This window comes from Caulobacter sp. GW821-FHT11A05 (assembly GCF_058809015.1).
The window spans coordinates 114,775-134,870 of record NZ_JBXASF010000003.1 but is presented as its reverse complement, the minus strand read 5'-3'; the positions used below and the strand labels follow the sequence as shown (position 1 = coordinate 134,870).

8 protein-coding genes are annotated in these 20,096 nt (G+C 68.9%); 7 read left to right on the top strand and 1 reads right to left on the bottom strand.

Annotation, left to right across the window (positions count from 1 at the left end; all coding sequences use genetic code 11):
• Window positions 1-407: 407 nt before the first annotated feature.
• The 3 genes from AC1RSK_RS06600 to AC1RSK_RS06590 all read left to right on the top strand — a co-directional run bounded on the left by AC1RSK_RS06600 (window position 408) and on the right by AC1RSK_RS06590 (window position 12,556).
• Complete coding sequence (locus AC1RSK_RS06600; RefSeq protein WP_492906673.1) at window positions 408-8,303, top strand: beta strand repeat-containing protein; 7,896 nt, start codon at window positions 408-410, stop codon at window positions 8,301-8,303.
• Between the two features lie 457 nt (window positions 8,304-8,760).
• Window positions 8,761-11,733, top strand: coding sequence for a TonB-dependent receptor plug domain-containing protein (locus AC1RSK_RS06595; RefSeq protein ID WP_492906671.1), 2,973 nt, complete (start codon window positions 8,761-8,763; stop codon window positions 11,731-11,733).
• Between the two features lie 97 nt (window positions 11,734-11,830).
• Complete coding sequence (locus AC1RSK_RS06590; protein ID WP_492906669.1) at window positions 11,831-12,556, top strand: response regulator transcription factor; 726 nt, start codon at window positions 11,831-11,833, stop codon at window positions 12,554-12,556.
• Here the strand turns inward: AC1RSK_RS06590 and AC1RSK_RS06585 are convergent.
• On the bottom strand, window positions 12,553-14,175 hold the full coding sequence (locus AC1RSK_RS06585; RefSeq protein WP_492906667.1) for an EAL domain-containing protein: 1,623 nt from the start codon (window positions 14,173-14,175) through the stop codon (window positions 12,553-12,555). The genes AC1RSK_RS06590 and AC1RSK_RS06585 overlap by 4 nt on opposite strands.
• 206 nt (window positions 14,176-14,381) lie before the next feature.
• On the opposite strand from AC1RSK_RS06585, the gene recA reads away from it, so the two are divergent.
• From recA to ppc, 4 genes are all read left to right on the top strand, one after another.
• On the top strand, window positions 14,382-15,452 hold the full coding sequence (recA, locus tag AC1RSK_RS06580; RefSeq protein ID WP_492906665.1) for a recombinase RecA: 1,071 nt from the start codon (window positions 14,382-14,384) through the stop codon (window positions 15,450-15,452).
• A gap of 382 nt (window positions 15,453-15,834) precedes the next feature.
• Window positions 15,835-16,668 (top strand): 5-dehydro-4-deoxy-D-glucuronate isomerase, encoded by an 834-nt coding sequence (gene kduI / locus AC1RSK_RS06575; protein ID WP_492906663.1) that lies wholly within the window; start codon window positions 15,835-15,837, stop codon window positions 16,666-16,668.
• 11 nt (window positions 16,669-16,679) lie between these two features.
• Entirely contained in the window at window positions 16,680-17,435 is a 756-nt protein-coding gene (kduD, locus tag AC1RSK_RS06570; RefSeq protein WP_492906661.1) for a 2-dehydro-3-deoxy-D-gluconate 5-dehydrogenase KduD, read from the top strand.
• Entirely contained in the window at window positions 17,420-20,092 is a 2,673-nt protein-coding gene (ppc, locus tag AC1RSK_RS06565) for a phosphoenolpyruvate carboxylase (RefSeq protein WP_492906660.1), read from the top strand. Before kduD ends, ppc begins: the two co-directional genes overlap by 16 nt.
• Window positions 20,093-20,096: the final 4 nt, after the last annotated feature.

Genomic DNA, 20,096 nt, shown 5'->3' with positions numbered 1-20,096 from the left:
ATGTCGGGCCGTAGCCGCTGACGATGACGTCGTCGCAGCCGTCGCTCCTGATGTCGCCCGCCGAGGCTGCCGACTTGGCGGCGCGGTCGCCGGTGGCCCCGTACAGGGTGGACAGGTTTATCGGGGAGGTGAAGCTGGGCATGGGTCGGAACGCCTGTTGGAGCGCCGGCGGAAGGCCGAAGGCCGTCCAGCCCAGGAATGACCGCCGTTACCCGTAAACGGCAACAGCGCTCATAGTGAGTATTCCATCACCATTTTGGGCGGCCACACTTTTTGTCCTCGAAACCGTCATTGGGCTCGGATAGCGTTGTTCCGCGAGGGCTGGCGCGAGGGCACGTCGCGCAGCTCCAAGGCTGATCCGGAACGGGGCCGCGCCCGTACTCCGGCCAAGGTTCAGGGGGCTGTCGATGACCGAGATCACCTTCAATTCCGTCGGCGGTTCGATCTGGGGTGGGGGCGACCTGCACGCGGTCTACAACAGCCCCTCGGTCAGCCTGCCGCTGGCCCATATCCTGCTGGGGGTTGGCGTCGACGGCGCCAGCCTCGGCGCCTTCTTCGACATGACCTTGGACATCAACCTGCGAGCGACCCTGCACTGGTTGGCCGGCACGTTGAACATCGGCTATGCGCTCGACATTCCCGAGCCGGTGAGCGGCCTGCAGCTGAACGCCGCGCCGGCGGCGGTGACGTCCGGCTTCACGTTGGGCGCGGTCTCGCTGAGCAACATCGCGCCGGTGGCGTCGCACGACACCTACTTCCTGCTGGAAGGCGTCGGCCACTTCTCGGCTGACATCACCAACATCGGCCTGGCCATCGACTACCTGCCCGACATCACCCTGGACGACTACCACCTGTTCGGCTTCGACTTCACGGTGCCGATCATCGACATCGACGACCTCGACCCGGCGATCAGTTACGGCGAGGGCGAAGCCCTGCATGCCTCTATCGAATTCCCCTCGCTGCCGTCGATCACGGCGGTCGGCGGAGCCATCGATCCGCTCACCGGCCTGCAAACCCTGACCGGCACCGGCACCGGGCCGGTGTTCGCCGACGCCGGCATCAACATCACCCACCTGATTGAGGACATCGTCTTCGGCGGCGCGCCGGTGTTCAGCGGCCACTTCGGCCTGGGTCCGGCCGACATCGACTACACCCTCCTGGACCTCGACCTGACCACGGTCCTCAAGCTCAAGCAGGACCTGAAGTTCACGCCCGGCGACGTCAACATGAAGGTGTCGACGACGCTGGACAACGACGTCGATTTCAACGGCAAGCTTGGCGATGACTACAGTTTCGACCTGCCCGACGCCGGCTACGGGACCTTCGACGTCACCGAGACCTATACGATAACCGGGACCCTGACGAACACGATCAGCCTCGTGTTCAACGCTGGGCTCAACTACAAGGCCCTGGCGGCGCGGCTGCAGCTCGACGTCTGGGTCGCCGACTTCGATGTGCCCCTGGGGCCGCTTTTCAACGGCCGCCTGCCGGCGCCCGATGGTTTCGACTTCGCCTCGCTCGAGCTGTTCAGCAACACCTTCGACGTCAGCGCCCTGTTCGCCCCCTTCGTGCGCACCTACACCGTGGCTTGGGAGAAGTTCTATGTCGGCACGGCCGGGGCCGACACCGCGCCGCTGACGCCGCACCAGACGACCTACGACGGCCTGGCCGGCAATGACGACATCACCGGCAACGCCCTGGCCAACACCATCCACGGCGGCGACGGCGACGACACCATCCAAGGCGAGGGCGAGGACGACGTCCTCTACGGCGACGGCGGCGGCGATATCATCGACGGCGGGGCCGGGGCGGACACCATCGAAGGCGGCGACGGCGCCGACAACATGACTGGCGGGGCCGGCGACGACATCATCCATGCCGGCGACGGACCGACCAACTCGCTGTGGGGCGAGGACGACAATGACCAGCTGTTCGGGGGGCTGGGCGCGGACCAGCTGACCGGCGAGGCCGGCGACGACACCATCACCGTGCTGCTGGCGGCGGCCGGCTTCGCCGCCCACGGCGATCTGACCAGCGGCGATACCGGCAACTACGACCGGCTGATCATCGACGGCGAGGGCGTGGCCCTGACCGCCACCCTGGCTTCCTCCGGGACCTTTGCGCCGGGCCAGACTTACGATGGCTTCGAGATCATCGATTTTCGGGGCGGCAGCCTGGTTGACGATGTCACCGGCACGGCGGTGGCCGACGACCTGCGCGGCGGCGGCGGCGACGATGTCCTGAAGGGGGCCGGCGGCGGCGACCACATCTGGGGCGACGGCGGGGCCGACAGCATCGACGGCGGCCTCGGCAACGACATCATCGAAGGTGGCGAGGACGGCGACACCATCACCCACGTCTATGGCGAGGGCGCCGACACCATCTATGGCGGCGATCCGGGCTTCGACAATTCTGGGGGCGACAGCCTGTTCATCGACCTGTCGGCCCAGAGCGGGCCGACCAACATCTCGTTTGCGTCCGGCATGCTGGGTGACGGCACGGTCTTCTTCGGCATCGAGTCCCTGGGCGTGCAAGGCGGCTCAGGGCCGGACACCATCGAGGGCTCGCAGAGCGCCGACAACCTGCTGGGCGGCGGCGGCGACGACACGATCACCGGCCTGGGCGGGCTGGACAGGCTGTCCGGGCAGGACGGCAACGACACCCTCAACAGCGACGATCCGGACGTCTTCCTCGACGGCGGGGCCGGCTTCGACACCGCCGTGGTGCAGCGCACGGGCGGCCAGACCTTCGTCCATGAGGATGCGGGCGGAAACAACACTTTCAGCGACGGCACGGTGCTGGTCAGCATCGAGGTGCTCAACTACAGCGGCCGGGGCCGGTTCAGCGACTACATCACTAGCGGGGCCAACGACGATACGCTGGACGGCGGCGACGGCAGCGACGTCATGCACGGCGGCGGCGGCGCCGATACGCTGCGCAGCCTGGAGTACCTGATCCCCGGCATCCCGGACTCGCAGGACTTCATCTACGGCGACGAGGGCAACGACAGCATTCTGGGCGGCCAGTCGATGAAGCTGGCCAGCGGCGGGGCCGGCAACGACACGATCAGCCAACTACAGGTCTCGCTGCCGGCCGTCGGCTTCGTGGTGACGCTGGACGGCGGCGGCGACAGCGACATCATCACCGCCACCGGCTGGAACGAGATCCTCATCGGCGGGGCCGATGACGCCAGCGACGGCGGTGACACCCTCGACGGCAAGAACGGCGACGACCAGATCTTCGGCGGCGGCGGCAACGACAGCATCCGCGGCGGCAATGGCGCCGACAACCTGTACGGCCAGAGCGGCGACGACCTGTTCCTCAGCGGCGACGGCAGCGGCTTCGCGTTCGGCACGGACGGCAACGATGTGGTCGATGGCGGCGCGGGCGTCGATACCTACAGCGCCGCCGGGGTGTTCTCCTTCATGGAGATCAACCTGGCCAAGGGCACGGCGACCGGCAACGGCTCCGACGTCGTGCTGAACGTCGAGAACGCCATCGGCGGCAACGGCAATGACGTCATTGTCGGCACGGCCGTGGCCAACAGCCTGCAAGGCGGCGGCCTGGACGACAAGTTGTTCGGGGCGGCGGGCGACGACGTCCTGAACGGCGGAACCGGCTGGGACGACCTCTACGGCGGCCAGGGCAATGACACCCTGATCGGCGGTCTCGGCGAGGCCGACAAGTTCCACTTCGCGCTCGGCGACGGCAGCGACACCATCCAGGGCTTCGACCCGATGGCAGGCAAGCTGTTCTTCACCGGCCTGGGGCTGACGCTCGCCAACCTCAACGTCGCCGAGGACGTCGGCGGGGTGACCCTGACCTTCACGGGGGTCGCCAATGCGCCGACCGTGCGCATCGAGAACGTCACGGCAGCCCAGATCGCCGACCTGATCGCCAATGGCGGCATCCAGACCAAGACCGTGCCGACGGTGGGCGCCGACACCCTGTCGGTGACCCGGGACCAACCGGTGACCATCCCCTTCGCGGCCCTCAGCAGCAATGACAGCGACGCCGACGGCGACACCCTGACCCTGCTAGGCGTCAGCAATCCGGTCGGCTGCACCGTCGCCATCGTTGGCGGCGAGATCCAGATCACCGCCACGGCCGCGACCGGCAGCTTCCAGTATTCGGTGGTCGACGACGACGGCGGGGTGTCGGTCGGCACGGTGACGGTCAAGAGCCTGGTCGCCACGGCCGGTAACGACAACCTGGCCGGCACGACCAGCCACGCCGCCTCCTTCGTGGGGCTGGACGGCATCGACAACCTGGTCGGCACGGCCGGGACCGACGTGCTGGACGGCGGGGCGGGGGCCGACAAGCTGAACGGCCTGGGCGGCTCCGACCGGATGATCGGGGGACTGGGCAACGACACCTACGAGGTCGACAGCTATGGCGACCTGACCATCGAGCTGGCGGCCGGCGGGACCGACACGGTCAAGACGGCGCTCGACTTCTACAGCCTGCAGGCCGAGGTCGAGGCCCTGACCTTCACTGGGACCGGCGATCTGACCGGCTTTGGCAACGACAGCGCCAACACCCTGACCGGGACCAGCGGGATCAACAGCCTTTCCGGCGGCGGCGGGGCGGACCTGATCCAGGGCAAGGAGGGGGCGGACGTCCTCGACGGCGGCGACGGCAATGACAGGCTGGACGGTGGGCTGGGCGCCGACGCCATGACCGGCGGCAGCGGCGACGACACCTTCTATGTCGACGACGCCGGCGACACGATCGCCGAGCTCTTCGCGGGCGGCGCCGACAGCGTCCAGGCCTCGGTCAGCTATGTGCTGTCGGCAGAGATCGAGACCCTGTTGATGGTGGCCGGGGCCCTGAACGGCACGGGCAACGACAGCGGCAACATCATCAAGGGCACGGACGCCGGCAACACCATCGACGGCGGGGGCGGGGACGACAAGCTGTACGGCTATGTCGGCGACGACATCCTGATCGGCGGCCTGGGGGCCGACTGGCTGGAAGGCGGGACCGGCACGGACAGCATGACCGGCGGCGAGGGCGACGACACTTATGTCCTCGACAGTGTCGGCGACACCATCACCGAACTGGTCGGCGAGGGGACCGACACCGTCCGCGCCAGCTTCAACTACATCCTGTCGGGCGACCTGGAGAACCTGACCCTGCTGGGCGGGGCGGCCGAAGGGACCGGCAACGCCCTGAAGAACCACATTGTCGGCGGGGCCAACAACGACATCCTCAAGGGCATGGACGGCGACGACCAGCTGGTCGGCGGGGCCGGGACCGACAGCCTGGAGGGGGGCGAGGGCGGCGACGTGCTGGACGGCGGGACCGGGGCCGACCTGATGAACGGCGGCAACGGCGACGACACCTACACGCTGGACAACGCCGGCGACACCGTCGTCGACAGCGGCGGCTTCGACACGGTCAAGACCGGCGCCAGCTACATCCTGCTGGCCTTCCTCGAGAACCTTACCCTGACCGGTTCGGCCAATGTGAACGGCACGGGCAACGGCGCGGTCAACTTCATCAAGGGCCAGGCGGGGAACAATGTGCTGACCGGGCTGGCGGGCGACGACAAGCTGTCGGGCTACGCCGGCGACGACAGCCTGTCGGGCGGGACCGAGAACGACATGCTCGACGGCGGCCTCGGCGCCGACCAGATGGCCGGCGGGACCGGCGACGACATCTACATCACCGACGGCCTCGACACCCTGACCGAGAACGACGGCGAGGGGACCGACACCGTCCGGACCTACGGGACCTTCACCCTTGGCCAGTATTTCGAGAACCTGACGATGATCGGGTCGGGTGGCGCGGCCTTGACCGGCAACACCCTGGCCAACCTGATCGCCGGCGGTGTCGGGGCCGATGCGATCGACGGGCTGGACGGCGACGACCAGCTGATCGGCGGCGGCGGCGACGACATCCTGCGGGGCGGCCTGGGGGCCGACGTCCTGTACGGCAAGGCCGGGGCCGACGATCTCAAGGGCGGTGACGGGGACGACACCTACCATGCCGACCTGGACGACAGCCTGGAGGAACTGGCCGGGGAGGGGACCGACACCGTCTTTGCCGGGGCCAGCTATGTGCTGGGCGAGCACTTCGAGAACCTGACCCTGACCGGCGGTCCGATCGCCATCAACGGGACGGGCAACGGCGAGAACAACCTGATCCTCGGCAACGAGGGCGCCAACCAGCTGGACGGCGGCGACGGCGACGACATCCTGCGCGGCGGCGCCGGCGCCGACACCCTGACCGGCGGCAGCGGCGTCGACACCCTGGAAGGCGGCGGCGATGACGACGCCTATGTCGTCAACGACAGCGGCGACCTGGTCACCGAGCTGGCCGGCGAAGGCTATGACACGGTCCAGGCCTCGGCCGACTATGTGCTGGGGGCCGAGATCGAGCGGCTGGAGCTGACCGGCTCGGCGCTGAACGGCACGGGCAATGGCGGCGACAACGTGCTGGTCGGCACGGCGGGGGGCAACCTCCTGGACGGCGGCGCGGGCGCCGACGCCATGACCGGCGGCGACGGCGACGACACCTATGTGGTCGACAACGCCGGTGACACGACCGTCGAGGCCGATGGCGAAGGCGACGACCTGGTGCAGGCTTCGGTCGACCACACCCTGGCCGACTCCGTCGAGCGGCTGACCCTGACCGGCACGGCCCTGGCCGGCACGGGTAACGGCGCCGACAACATCCTGACCGGCAACGGCGAGGCCAATACCCTGGAAGGGCTGGGCGGGGCGGACACGCTGTACGGCGGCCTGGGCGACGACATCCTGCGCGGCGGGCTCGGGGCCGACATCCTCGACGGCCAGGGCGGCGTCGACACGATGGAGGGCGGGGGCGGCGACGACACCTACTACGTCGACGACCTGGCCGACCTGACCGTCGAGTTGGACGGTGAGGGGGCCGACACCGTGGTCGCCGCCTTTACATACACGCTCGGCGACCACGTCGAGTTCCTGACCCTCACCGGGACGGCCGACATCGACGGGACCGGCACCAACCAGTTCAACGCCCTGACCGGCAACAGCGGGGCCAACACCCTGACGGGCCTGGGCGGCGACGACATCCTCGACGGCGGGGCCGGGGCCGACGTGCTGGTCGGCGGGGCGGGCAACGAGACCTACCTGGTCGACGACGCCGGCGACGTCACCACCGAGCTGGACGGCGAGGGTGACGACACCGTCCGGGCCACCGTCAACTGGACCCTGGGCGACTTCGTCGAGAACCTGATCCTCTACACGACGGACGACCTGGACGGCGCGGGCAACGATCTGAACAACAACGTCAGCGGCAACGACGGGGTCAACACCCTGGCCGGCCTCGACGGCGACGACGCCCTGAACGGCGAGGCGGGCAATGACGTGCTGCTCGGCGGGGCGGGGGCAGACTACCTGTTCGGCGGCGCGGGCATCGACGACATGTCCGGCGGCGGCGGTGACGACGTCTACACCGTGGACAACGCCGCCGACGGGACGACCGAGCTGGACGGCGAGGGGACCGACCGGGTCGAGGCGGCGATCAGCTGGACCCTGGGCGACTTCGTCGAGGACCTGACCCTGACCGGCGAGGGGGTGATCAACGGCACGGGCAACGCGCTGGACAACGTCCTGACCGGCAACGGCAAGGACAATGCCTTGAGCGGCGGCGACGGGGCCGACACCCTGGTCGGCGGCGACGGCAAGGACACCCTCGACGGTGGGGCCGGCGTCGACGTGCTGGAGGGCGGCCTGGGGTCGGACATCTATGTCGTCACGGCCGGCGACACGGTGACCGAGCTCAGCGGCGAGGGGACCAACGACACGGTGCAGGCGGCGATCAGCTGGGTGCTCGGCGACAACATCGAGACCCTGGTGCTGACCGGCGTCGCGGCCATCGACGGGACGGGCAACGGCGTCAAGAACGCCCTAGTCGGCAACGGGGCGGCCAATGGGCTGTCCGGGCTGGGCGGCAATGACATCCTGGTCGGCGGGCTGGGCGTCGACACCCTCAGTGGCGGGGATGGCATGGACCTGTTCGTCTTCGACCAGGCCGATCTGGACGGCGCCGACGTGGACGTGATCACCGACTTCGTCAGCGGCTCCGGCGACCGGCTTTACCTGTACGGCCTCGACGCCAACAGCGGCGTGGCCGGCGACCAGGCGTTCAGCTTCATCGGCCTGTCAGCCTTCTCCAACGTGGCGGGCCAGCTGCGCTACACGGTGGCCGGCGCCGACCTGATGCTGGAGGCGGACGTCGATGGCGACGGGACGGCGGACTTCAGCCTCTCGATGCTGGGGACCAACACGCTGACGGTGGGCGATTTCCTGCTTTAGAGCGCGTTCCGATAAGTGGGAACCGGTTATCGGACCAAACGCGCGACCACGAAAAAGCTAGAGCAAGCGACTTGATTCCATCAAATCGCGCCCTGCTCTAGCGCCCCTAATCGGACGGCCCTGTGGCCAGGGCTGGGTCCGTCGGCGCGGGAACGAGACCGTTGAGATGTGAAGCGACGATTCACGCCGCAATACCGGCGTTATCGACTACCTTTCCGTTGCGACCTGAAATACAGCGCCGCGTTTTGGCCAATACTCAAGAATAGAAATTACACAATCAGATACAAACTGTGGAAATCGGGCCGCTTTAGTCGCTGCAATTCATCTCGATGCTGAATGTGTATTTATCTGGGCCGGAACGGGACCGATAGGCTTGGCCCCTATCCGCCGGACCGCCGCTCCCAGCGTGTCCGTTTGCCCAGCGGGGGTGGCGGCAAGCGTTGAGGAACAGGTCCTGATGATCACGAGACTGAAGTTGATGGGCGCCACGGCCCTGGTGGGTCTGGCGGCGGCGGGTTTCGGCGCGCCGGCGACGGCGCAGACCAAGCCGGCTCCAGCTGCCCAGACTCCGCCCACCGCCACCGCAGACGAAGAGGATGAGGGCGACGTCGAGGCCCTGGTCGTCACCGGCTCGCGGATCAAGCGTTCGGAATACAACAGCGCGATGCCGGTGCAGGTGATCACCGCCGACCAGGCCTCGCTGGCCGGCCTGGTCGACACCGCCGAGATCCTGCAGAGCTCGTCGGTCACCGGCGGCTCGTTCCAGGTCAACAACAGCCTGACCGGCTACGTCGTCACCGGCGGACCGGGGGTCAACACCATCTCGCTGCGGGGCCTTGGCGCCACCCGCACCCTGGTGCTGTTCAACGGCCGTCGCCTGCCGCCGGCCGGGGTGCGCGGCACGGTCGGACCGGCCGACCTCAACACCATCCCCAGCTCGCTGGTCGAGCGGGTCGAGATCCTGAAGGACGGCGCCTCCTCGGTCTACGGCTCGGACGCGGTGGCCGGGGTGGTCAACTACATCACCCAGACCAACCTCGATGGCGGCAAGGTGACGGTCAACGCCAACATCCCCTTCCAGTCGGGCGGCGAGCAGTACAGCATCGACGGGGCCTGGGGTAAGACCTTCGACCGCGGCTACATCACCTTTGCCGCCAACTACTACGAGCAGGTGGCCCTGCGCCGCGGCGACCGGGAAGACACCCAGTGCGCCGCCGACTACGTCGTCGATCCTGACACCGGCCAGCGGGCCGACTACTACGAATACGGCACCAACGAGTACAAGTGCTACAACCAGATCAACAACGTCCTCTACTCCTCGGCCTACGGCTACATGCAGTACCTCAAGGACGGGGTGACCTATCCGACCGCCGCGAATGGCAACAACTCGCCGTTCGCCGACATGGCGCGCCAGGGCCGGGCCAACTATCCGGACACCTTCGCCTACGCCAACTATGCGAGCCCCAACTGGAACCGCTCGACGATCATCAGCCCGGTCGAGCGGGCCACCCTCTACACCGCCGGCGGCTTCGACATCACCCCGCACATGACGCTGTACGGCGAGGCGCTCTACAACAACCGCACCTCCGAGCAGGACAGCACCCGCCAGCTGTTCCCGACCCTGTCGAACAGCAATCCGAACAACAAATACGCCGCGGCGGGCATCAGCGGCGGCACGGTCTATCCGGTCATCTCCATCCCCTATGACAGCAAGCAGGACGTCGACTACTACCGCGCCCTGGTCGGGCTGAAGGGCGACTTCGGCGGCGGTCCGCTGGCGACCTGGAGCTGGGACGCCTATGCCCAGTACGGCCTGTCGCGCGGCGAGTACTCGATCAGCTCGGTCTACAACGACCGCGTCCTGGCGACGACGGCCTACGGCGTGGCCTGCAACCAGGCGGCCATCACCATCTCCGGCGGCGACTGCTCCACCCTGCCCAGCACCGGCATCCCCTGGTCCAGCGCCCGCATCCTGTCCGGCCAGTTCACCGAGGCGGAAAAGGCCTTCCTGTTCGGGGTCGACACCGGCCACACCGACTATGAGCAGTACACGGTCGAGGCCAGCGCCTCGGGCGACCTGTTCAACCTGCCAGCCGGTCCGGTCGGGGCGGCGTTCGGCGTCGTCTACCGGCATGACAAGATCGACGACCAGCCCGGCCGCGAGTCGGTCAACAGCAACAACTGGGGCCTGACCGCCGCCGGCCACACCTATGGCTCGGACGAGACCAAGGAGATCTACGGCGAGCTGTCGATCCCGATCCTCAAGGGCGTGCCGGGCATCGAGCTGCTCGATCTGTCGGTGTCGGGCCGCTACACCGACGTCTCCAGCTTCGGCAGCGACAGCACCTACAAGTTCGGCCTCAACTGGCAGATCAACGATTGGCTGCGGCTGCGCGGCACCAAGGGCACCTCGTTCCGGGCCCCGGCCTTGTATGAGCTCTATCTGGCCAACCAGACCAGCTACGCCGGCCAAACGACGATCGATCCCTGCATCAACTGGGGCGACAGCACCAATGCCCGCATCCAGGCCAACTGCGCCGCGGCGGGTCTGGCTTCGGACTGGGCCGGCTACGGCTCCTCGGCCCTGATCGTGGCCGGCGGCGGGGCAGGGGTGCTGAAGGCGGAAACCTCCGACGCCTCGACCCTGGGGGTGATCTTCACCCCGCAGTTCATGGATCTGTCGGTCGCCGTCGACTACTTCGACATCCAGGTGAACAACGAGATCGACCAGTTCGGCGCCGCCAACATCCTCTACCAGTGCTACAACGCCACCACGACCGGCGGCAGCCCGTTCTGCAGCCTGTTCGAGCGTGACGCCACCACCGGCCAGATCACCACCGTCTACAACAGCTACGTCAACGTGGCCGAGCAGCGGAACCGGGGCGTCGACCTGGCCATCCAGTACCGGCACGAGTTCGACGCCGGCAACCTGACCCTGGCCGCCCAGTTCACCTGGCAGCTGCAGGACACCACCCGCGTGTTCGGCAGCACGGAGGACGACTACAACGGCTCGACCTACAACTACCGGGGGCCCGATTTCGTCGGCAACACCACCCTGACCTGGCGGACCGGCGACTGGACCTACAGCTGGATGACGCAATACATAGGCAAGGGTTCGGACACCGAACTGTTCGGCACGGACACCTACGGGTCCACCCGCTACGCCTCGGCCTCGAACTACGACTACAAGGTCGGCAGCACCTACTACAACTACATCTACTACAAGCAGTACACCGAGTTCCAAACCTATCACTCGGCGTCGGTGCGCAAGACGTTCGGCGACATGACCGTCACGGCCGGCCTGCAGAACGTCTTCGACGAGGACCCGCCGGCCGCCTCGGCCGGGCAGTTCCGGGTCGGGACCTCGGCGCTGAACGGCTACGACCTGCGCGGCCGCCGGGCCTTCCTGACCATCCAGAAGCGCTGGTGACCGCAAGTCCCCGCGAGGCTCCGGGACGATGTATCCCGGGCCCGCGGGGCGGACTTTTCATGAGGGGGAGACACGGCATCCTGACGGAGCGTCCGCCTTGTCCCTGTCTGTCTTCGATGGTCTGCGCGTGCTGCTGGTCGACCGCGACGAGAGCCACCGCCAGGCCCTGGCCGAACGGCTGCAGGCCCAGGACTGCGAGGTCCGCGAGGTGGGCGGGCCGCCGGAAATGTACCGGGCGCTGGGCGAATGCCTCTATTCGGCGGTGGTCTGCGACCTGCCGCCGTCCGCCGAGTTCGGCCAGCGCATGCTGCAGACCCTGCTCAGCGCGCCAGGCCGGCCGGCGGTGATCCTGCTGGGGGCGGACGACGACCTGGTCGACCGACTGCTGGGGCTGGAGCTGGGGGCCGACGACTACATGGCCAAGCCGGTCAACGCCCGCGAGCTGACGGCCCGGGTCAAGGCGGTGCTGCGCGGCCGGCTCAAGGGGCAGGCGGCGGCCAATGACAACCCCGGCGACCGGCTGACCTTCGCCGGCTTCGAGCTGAACCTGCCGGAGGAGACCCTGTACGGACCGGACGGGGCGGCGGTTCGCCTGCCGCGCGCCGAATACCTGATGCTCAAGGCCCTTCTGGAACGGCCGGGCCGGGTGGTGACGCGGGCCCGGCTGCAGGCCCTGTCGAGCGCCCATGACTGGACCGACGACAGCCGGGCGGTGGATCTGCGCATCAGCCGGCTGCGCCGGCGGCTGGCGGCTGGCGGCGAGGTCATCCGGACCTACCGCGGGCGGGGCTATCTGTTGGCGGTGGACGTGCGCGGAAGCTAGCGCCAGTCGTCCGTCGTGCCCGTGCGGCGGGCGTTGACGACGGTGGCGTGCTTGATCGGCTGTTCGGGGGTGTCGGCCGGGCGGCCGTAGTACCAGCCCTGGGCGTAGTCGACGCCGGCGTCGAGGACGGCCTGCTCGACCTCGCGGGTCTCGACCATCTCGGCAACGGTGCGGACCTTGAGGTCGCGGCACAGCTGGACCAGGTGGCGCACCAGGGCGGCGTCGCGGCCGCCGCCGGCCAGGTCGCGCACGTAGCGGCCGTCGATCTTCACGACATCGACGGTCAGGGTCTGCAGATAGGCGAAGGAGGCGGCGCCGGCCCCGAAGTCGTCGAGGCAGACGACGCTGCCGAGCCCGCGCAGGGCCTGGATGTGGCGGTTGGCCTGGGCCAGGTCGTCGATGGCGGCGCTCTCGGTGATTTCAAGGATCAGCCGCTGGGCGAGGGTCGGGGTCTGGGCGATCAGCCGCTGCAGGCCCTCGACGAACGGCCCCGAGCCGATGCTGCGGCCGGAGATGTTGACCGCCAGCCGCAGGGCGCCGGAGCGGTCGGACTTCAGTCGGCGGATGGCCTGTTCGAGAACGGCGCGGTCGAGCTCCTCGATGAGGTCGAACTCCTCGGCCATGCGGACCATGGCGAAGGGGCTGGCGTTGTCCTCGAAGCGGACCAGGGCCTCGTGGTGGTGCAGGTTGCCGCCGGCCAGCAGCACCACCGGCTGGTAGGCGAGGGTGAAGCGGCGCTGGCTGACCGCCGCGCCCAGCTCGCCGGCCCGGGCCAGGGTGCGGCGCACCGAGCGGTTCATGGCGTCGGCCATCGATTGCGGCGCGGTGTCCTTCAGGCCCTCGGCCAGGAAGTCGTCCAGCGCATAGCGCATGGCGCGGGCCAGGCGATTGGGCGAGGCGATCTCCAGCGGCACCGACTGCACCTTGCCGTGGATCGGCACGGCGCCGCAGGTGGCGGCGATGGCGCGGCTCAGGCGGCGGGCCAGGATGTCGGGGGTGTCGCCGGCCTCACGCAGCAGGGCGAAGCGCTCGCCCTCCAGCCGGGCGGCGACGCCATGCTGTCCGGCCTCGGCGCGCAGGGCGCCGGCGACACGGGCCTCCAGCGCCTTGGCGGCGGCGGGGGCAAGGTCGCGGCGGGCGGCGTCGAGCCCGGCCAGCTCGACCATGGCCAGCTCCAGCTCGCGGCCGGCCAGGTGGGCGGCTTCGGTCAGACCGCGGGCGACGCCTTCGAGGCTCTCGCGGCTGTGCATGCCGTCCTCGCCGCCGCGGGTGTTGGGCAGGGGGGCGGAGACCAGGGCGCAGGAGATGCGGCCGCCGTTGCCGGGCAGCTTGCGCAGGGTGACGGCGGCGCCGTGCGCCCCGGGGCGGATCAGGCGCAGGGTGGCGGGGCCGCGCCGCTGGCCTTCGTCGAGGCATTCGAGAATGGCGGCCAGCAGCGGGGCGTCGGCCTCGTCGAACAGGGCGTCCAGGGGGCGGCCGACGATGGCGCTCTCGGGCGTCCCGACCAGAGCCTGGGCGGCCCCGACCGCTTCCAGCACCATGCCGGCGGCGTCCAGTTCGAGCAGCAGGTCGCCGGCCGCGAAGGCGAAGCCGAGCAGAGTGCGGGGAGAGGTGGACAAGGCGGCGCTCCGGACGTCAGCAGCCTTGCTAGCGGTCGGACCTTAAGGGGTGGTTGTCGCGCGCCTGCGTCAGCCGGTCGCGGCGATGTCGGCGCATTTTATCGCTTTCGGAATGAGAACATATTGCGAACGAGAACAAACCATGCACATATGTCTCCGACGCGTCGGGCGGGCCGGCGAGAATCGTGGGACAAGGTGGAATCAGTATGGCTAATCAGGCGGCATTGAAGCTCGTGGGTAAAGACGACGGTGACAAGCAGCGCGCTTTGGAAGCGGCGCTGAGCCAGATCGATCGGGCGTTCGGCAAGGGCTCGGTGATGAAGCTGGGCGTGAAGGGCAAGATCGAGGAGATCGAAAGCGTCTCCACCGGCTCGCTCGGCCTCGACATGGCGCTGGGCATCGGCGGCCTGCCCAAGGGGCGGATCATCGAGATCTACGGGCCGGAAAGCTCGGGCAAGACGACGCTCGCCCTGCATGTGGTGGCCGAGGTCCAGAAGGCCGGCGGCACCGCCGCCTTCATCGACGCCGAGCATGCGCTCGACCCGTCCTATGCCCACAAGCTGGGGGTCAACCTCGACGACCTCCTGGTCTCGCAGCCGGACACCGGCGAACAGGCCCTGGAGATCACCGACACCCTGGTGCGGTCGAACGCCGTCGACATCATCGTCATCGACTCGGTTGCGGCCCTGACGCCGCGCGCCGAAATCGAAGGCGAGATGGGCGACAGCCTGCCGGGCCTGCAGGCCCGTCTGATGAGCCAGGCGCTGCGCAAGCTGACCGGCTCGATCCACAAGGCCAAGACCATCGTCATCTTCATCAACCAGATCCGCATGAAGATCGGGGTGATGTACGGTAGCCCGGAGACGACGACCGGCGGCAACGCCCTGAAGTTCTACGCCTCGGTCCGCCTCGACATCCGCCGCACCGGCTCGGTCAAGGTGCGCGACGAGATCATCGGCAACAACGTCCGGGTCAAGGTGGTCAAGAACAAGGTGGCCCCGCCGTTCCGCGAGGTCGAGTTCGACATCATGTACGGCCAGGGCATTTCCAAGCTTGGCGAGATCATCGACCTGGGCGTCAAGGCCGGGGTCATCGAGAAGTCGGGCAGCTGGTTCTCCTGGAACAGCCAGCGCATTGGTCAGGGCCGCGACAACGTCCGCGAATTCCTGAAGAACAACCCCGACATGGCCGCCGAGATCGAGGCCCAGGTCCGTGGCAAGGCCGCCGACATCGAGGAAGAACTGCTGGTCGGTCCGTCGGACAACGACGAGGAATAGGGCCCGCGCCCGAGCGAATGCTCGCGGCCGGCCGGGGACAGTGACGCGATCCACCCTCGCCGTCCTGTCCCGCCCCGCACCAGGCGGGTCGCGAGCTAAGGACGTCCGCTGAAAAGCGGGCGTCCTTTTTTATTGGACGGCCTTTCGTCGCCGGGTGCGATCGTCACCCCTCCCACCGTCCACCCTCGCGAAGGCGAGGGTCCATGCGGTGGCGACCTGTCCCCGCCGCCGTCCGGCCAACGGCAACCCATGCATGGACCCTCGCCTTCGCGAGGGTGATCGGGATGATGTAAACAGAGAAGACTGGGCATTGTGAGCCCTTGCCCAAATCCATGACACCGGTTACCTGACCACAAGCACGACCGTTCGAGGAGACCGCCGCATGTTCGCCAAGACCCTTCAGGCCACCCATCCGGACATGATGGACGGGGCCACCAACGACCAACTGCGGGATCGCTACCTGATCAGCGGCCTGTTCGCGGACGGCCAGGTGGTCCTCAACTACAGCCACAACGAACGCTTCGTCATCGGCGGGGCCGCGCCGGGCGCCTCGCCGCTGAAGCTGCCCGACCAGACCGAGCCGGCCAGCGCCGCCGGTCATCCCTTCCTCGAGCGCCGGGAACTGGGGATCATCAACGTCGGCGGGGCCGGCAAGGTGACGGTCGATGGCCAGGCCTTCGACCTCGGCCCGCGCGACGGCCTCTATGTGCCGATGGGGACCAAGGACGTCATCTTCGAAGGGGAGGGGGCTCGCTTCTACCTCGCCTCGACCCCGGCCCACGCCCGCTTCGAGGTCAAGAAGATCGACATCGCCCAGGCCACGCCCCTGCAACGCGGGTCGCTGGAGACCTCCAACGAGCGGACCATCTACCAGTACATCATCCCGGGCGTCTGCCAGTCGGCCCAGCTGCTGCTCGGCCTGACCATCCTCAACACCGGCAGCGTCTGGAACACCATGCCGCCGCACCTGCATGATCGCCGCTCTGAGATCTACTTCTACTTCGACCTCAAGGGCGACGAGCGGGTGTTCCACTTCATGGGCGAACCCGACAGCGCCCGCCATATCGTGGTGGCCAACGAGGAAGCCGTGGTCAGCCCGCCCTGGTCGATCCACATGGGCTCGGGCACCGCCAACTACGCCTTCATCTGGGCCATGGGCGGCGAGAACCTGGACTATACGGACATGAACGTCCTCGACATCTGCCAGCTCAAGTAGGCTCTGACACCATGAGCGATCTCTTCAGCCTGGCCGGACGCACGGCCATGGTCACCGGCGCCAACACCGGTCTCGGCCAGGCGATGGCTGTCGCTTTGGCGGAAGCCGGCGCTGACATCGTCGCCGTCGGCCGCTCGGCGGCGACCGACACCGAAACGGGGGTCCGCGCCGCCGGCCGGGCCTTCCATTTCATCGAGGCCGACCTTGGTCAGTCCAATGTCTCGGGCGACGTTATCGCCGCCGCCAAGGCCGCCGCCGCCGCGCCTGACATCCTGGTCAACAACGCCGGCATCATCCGCCGCAACGACGCCCTCGACTTCACCGAAGAGGACTGGGATGCGGTGATGGACGTCAACCTGAAGACCGCCTTCTTCCTCTCCCAGGCGGCCGCCCGCGAGATGGTCGGGAAAGGCGCCGGAAAGGTGATCAACATCGCCTCCATGCTGTCTTTCCAGGGCGGCGTGCGCGTGGCTTCCTATGCGGCAAGCAAGAGCGGCATCGCCGGTCTGACCCGCCTGCTGGCCAATGAGTGGGCGGCCAAGGGAATCAATGTGAACGCCATCGCGCCCGGCTATTTCTCGACCAACAACACCACGGCCCTGAGGGCTGACGAGGCGCGCAACAAGTCCATCCTCGAGCGTATCCCGGCCGGCCGTTGGGGCCAGCCGTCGGACCTGGGCGGCGCGGCCGTGTTCCTGGCCTCGGCGGCCTCGAACTATGTGCATGGCGCCATCCTGCCCGTGGACGGGGGATGGCTGGCCCGCTGACCGGTTCGCCCACCTCCAACGGCCAGGTTCGCAAGAACCTGGACCTGCTCGGCGAACTGCTCGCCGAGGCCATCCGCTATCTGGACGGCGAGGACGTCGCCCGCCTGGTCGAGACCGCCCGGGCGGCGGCCGAGGAGGGCGGCGAAGCCCCGCACCTGGGCTTCCTGTTCAACGCCGTCACCCCCGCCGAGGCCTCGCTTCTGGCCCGCGCCTTCGCCTGCGCCTCGATGCTGGCCAACATCGGCGAGGACGTCGCCGGCCGCCGCCTGGAGGCCGAGGCCGAGAGCCTGGCCGAGACCGCCACCCTGGCCGACGCCCTGAAAGCCCTCGGCCAAGCCGGCCGCGCGGCGCTGGACGGCCTGGCGGTCACCCCGGTGCTCACCGCCCACCCGACCGAGGTGCGCCGCCGGGCCCTGGTCGAGCGGCAGGTCGAGATCACCCGGCTGATGGCCCTGCGCCGCCATCACCTGCCGCCGGGCCTCGACCGCCAGATCCGCGAAGACCTGTTCCGCGAGACGGCCCTGCTCTGGCGCACCCGCCTCTACCGGCCGGAAAAGATCACCGTCGCGGACGAGATCCGCAACGCCCTGTCGGTGGTGCGCACCGCCATTCTGCCGGCCCTGATCGAACTCTACGACCGCTGGGGCGAGGAGATCGGCGAGCTTGGCCCGATCCTCAAGCTCGGCACCTGGCTGGGCGGCGACCGCGACGGCCACCCGGGCGTCGGGGCCGAAACCCTGGCCCTGGCCCTGCGCTCGCAGGCCCGGCTGATCCTCGACCACTATGCCGGCGAGGTGCGCCGTCTGTGGTCCGACCTGGCCATCTCCACCGCCTATGGCCCGGCCTCCGACGCCCTGCTGGCCCTGGCCCTGCAGGCCGACCAGCCGAGCGTCCACCGCCTCGACGAGCCCTACCGCCTGGCCTTCGAGTGGATATTCGACCGCCTCTGCGCCACCTCGGTCAAGCTGACCGGCGCGCGGGTGGCCTATGCCGTCAGCCCGCCCGACGGCCCGGCCTACGAGGCGCCCGAGGCCTTCATCGCCGACCTGGAGGTCATCCGCGCCTCGCTGGAGGCCAACGGCGGCGCCCGCCTGGTCGGCGGCCGGCTGAAGACCCTGCTGGCCCTGGCCCGCGCCGTCGGCTTCCATCTGCTGGCGGTCGACCTGCGCCAGAACTCCGACGTCCATGAGCGGGTGATCGCCGAGCTGCTGGCCCAGGCCGGCGCCACCGACGGCTACCTCGACCTGCCCGAGGACGGCCGCGTCGCCCTGCTGCTGGAGGAGCTGGCCAGCCGCCGGCCGCTGCGCTCGCCCTTTACCGCCTATGGCGAGGAGACGGCCCGCGAGCTCTCCATCATCGACGCCGCCGCCCGCGCCATCGCCGACTACGGCCCGGCCGCCATCGGCGCCTATGTGGTCTCCAAGTCGGCGACGGTGTCCGACATCCTCGAACCCCTGGTGCTGCTCAAGCAGGCAGGCCTGGTCTGGGGCGGCGCCCAGCCGCGCGCCGCCGTGCGGGTCAGCCCGCTGTTCGAGACCATCGGCGATCTGGAGGCCGGCCCGGCCGTGCTGCGCGCCTGGCTGGAGACTGACGCCGCCCGCTCCCTGCTCGGTGACAAGCCGGTGCAGGAGGTGATGGTCGGCTATTCCGACAGCAACAAGGACGGCGGCTATGTCGCCTCCCGCTGGGGCGTGGCCCGCGCCGCCACGGCGCTGGCCGCCGAATGCGACCGGCTGGGCGTGGGCCTGCGCATTTTCCACGGCCGGGGCGGCTCGGTCGGGCGGGGCGGGGGGCCGGCGGCCGAGGCCGTGCTGGCCCAGCCGCCCGGCACCGTTCAGGGCCGCCTGCGGATGACCGAGCAGGGGGAGATGATCTTCCGACGTTTCGGGGATCAACCCACGGCCCGCCGCAACCTCGAAGGTCTGACCGCCGCCGTCCTCACCGCCACGGCGCGGCCGTATGAGGCGGTTCATCCCAAGGCCGTGGAGGCCATGGACGCCCTCGCCGCCGGCGCCTTCGCCCACTACCGGGCCCTGGTCTACGACACGCCCGGTTTCGAGGACTTCTTCTGGTCGGCCACCCCGATCGCCGAGATCGTCACCCTCAACATCGGCAGCCGCCCGGCCTCGCGCACCAAGAGCCGGCGGATCGAGGACCTGCGGGCCATCCCCTGGGTGTTCAGCTGGTCGCAGGCGCGGATCATGCTGCCGGGCTGGTACGGCCTGGCCGGCGGGGCAGGGCGGGCCGGGCTGGAGCCGGCGCGGCTGGCCGAACTGGCCGCCGAGTTCGACATCGTCGAGGCCCTGCTGTCGAACATGGAACTGGCCCTGGCCCAGAGCGACATGGCCCTGGCCGCCCGCTACGCCGCCCTGTGCGAGGACCGCGCGAGCGCCGATCCGATCTTCGAGGCCATCCGCCGCGAGCACGACGCGGCTGTTGAGCTGGCCCTGGCCATTCGGGGCGGCACGCGGCTGCTCGACGACCGGCCGGACCTGGCCGAGTCGGTGGCCCTGGCGGCGGGGTCGGTGAAGCCGCTCAACCACCTGCAGCTGGAACTGCTCAGCCGCCGGCGCAAGGGCGACGACAGCGAGGAGACCCGCCTGGCCATCCAGCTGACGGTCACCGGCATCGCGGCGGGGCTGCGGAATACGGGCTAGGGCG